2 protein-coding genes and 1 pseudogene are annotated in these 1,630 nt (G+C 36.6%); 2 read left to right on the forward strand and 1 reads right to left on the reverse strand.

The window, feature by feature from the left end; all coding sequences use genetic code 11:
- Together QC759_RS00360 and QC759_RS00365 are read left to right on the forward strand one after the other, a co-directional pair.
- Window positions 1–194, forward strand: a 194-nt coding sequence (locus tag QC759_RS00360; protein WP_279844587.1) for a hypothetical protein, incomplete at its 5' end; no start/stop codon positions are given.
- 16 nt (window positions 195–210) lie between these two features.
- Window positions 211–420 (forward strand): annotated as a pseudogene (locus QC759_RS00365) (carboxymuconolactone decarboxylase family protein); the annotation flags it as partial.
- Between the two features lie 32 nt (window positions 421–452).
- On the opposite strand, the gene QC759_RS00370 reads toward QC759_RS00365, so the two are convergent.
- A complete protein-coding gene (locus QC759_RS00370) occupies window positions 453–1,517 on the reverse strand; it encodes a CapA family protein (RefSeq protein ID WP_048073092.1) in 1,065 nt (354 codons plus the stop codon).
- Window positions 1,518–1,630: the final 113 nt, after the last annotated feature.

The following is a 1,630-nucleotide window of genomic DNA, read 5'->3' on the forward strand; positions in this document are numbered from 1 at the left end:
ATGAAAAAACTAAGACCCTAAATATTTTTATTTATTTAATGGGGATTAATAAGAAGAAGGAGAATAAGAAATGGCAGAATTTGTGGAAGATAAAATCACTCAGAGTATCAATGATCGTAAAAATCTCAATTCCAGGTTTTCAAAAAACTGTACAACTTATAATACTTTCCTGGAACTGGAAAAAAAGCATTTAGTGAGGGTAACCTCTCTAAAAAACATAAAGAACTGATGGCTCTGGCCATATCCATTGTAACCAAATGTGAACCGTGTATTGAGTGGCATGTTCAGCAGGCCCACCTGGCTGGGGCAACAGATGAAGAGATATACGAAACCATTGACGTGGCTATAGAGATGGGAGGGGGTCCTGCTGCAGCTTACTCCAGATTTGCTTTAAATGCACTCGATTTTCACAGGAAATAATTAATTACACTTTTTTTACTCAGTGATCTTTATCATTTTTCAATGGCTATAATACCTTTACCATTTTCAATCTTTATATCTGCATCGGATTGTGCTCTTAAAGATTTTAAAAAAGATTCTGAACTTTCAGTATCCATAAAAAGAGGGCATGAATTTGTGAGACGGAAGGGATAGATAATTGCACTCAGGTTTCCATTTAAGTCCTGAAATTGGACAGCCATGGACTCTTTAGGGGAGGGATTGGTCTGATCGAAAACAAAGTTCCCTAAACTGTAGAAGATCACCTTACCCTGATAGCTTTCCACTTTCTGAATTACATGGGGATGACTTCCTACAACCATATCCGCACCATCATCTATGCATTTTCGGGATATATTCTGCTGATATTCATTGGGGGATGTTGAGTATTCATTTCCATAGTGTAAAATCACGATAACAATGTCCGCCTGCTTTTTTGCTTCATCCAGATTTTCTTTCATAATATTCCAATCTGCCGGTGCGAATCCTGAACTGTTACTGGTGGCAGCTGGTAATTCTGACTGGGAAAATTCCTGGAAGGTGGTTGTATCGAAGTAATTTAAGATGGCTATTTTATGATCGTCAACCAGGAAATAGGCGGGTTGGTTTGCTTCCTGGAGATTTTCACCGGCACCCACTGTGGTGATATTATAGTTTTTCAGGGTTTTTAGAGTATCATTAAGTCCAGTTTCACCATAGTCCATAATATGGTTGTTGGCCAGGCAAGCCACTTTAACATTATCACTTTTAAGCAATGATGCATGTTCAGGGTCTGCTTTTACTGGAATAACTGTTTTTAAGTTCTCATTTGAGTTGGTGAAGGGAGCTTCCAGATTTATAACCACCAGATCCGATGCCTTAAAAGGGGTATTAAAATCACCAAAAACATCTACACCCTCATCCAGGAGTGAATCAACTGCAAAATAAAACATAACATCGCCAGTTAGAAATATGGTTATATTTGAACTATCTGGAGCTGGTTTTTGAACTTCACTGTGACTTTGAAGCATAAACCATGATGATAAGGAAATTATAAATGCCACCGATAAAATAACGGCCAGATAAACTTTTTTAACCATATTTTAACCATTGTTAGGTTTTCATATTATTTATAAAGTGATGATTATTTTTTTCAACCTAAAGTATATAAAAATTAATCCAATATAGGGTCTTAGTTTTTTCATGTTTCTGA

The organism is Methanobacterium formicicum (assembly GCF_029848115.1).
GTDB classification, from domain to species: domain Archaea; phylum Methanobacteriota; class Methanobacteria; order Methanobacteriales; family Methanobacteriaceae; genus Methanobacterium; species Methanobacterium formicicum.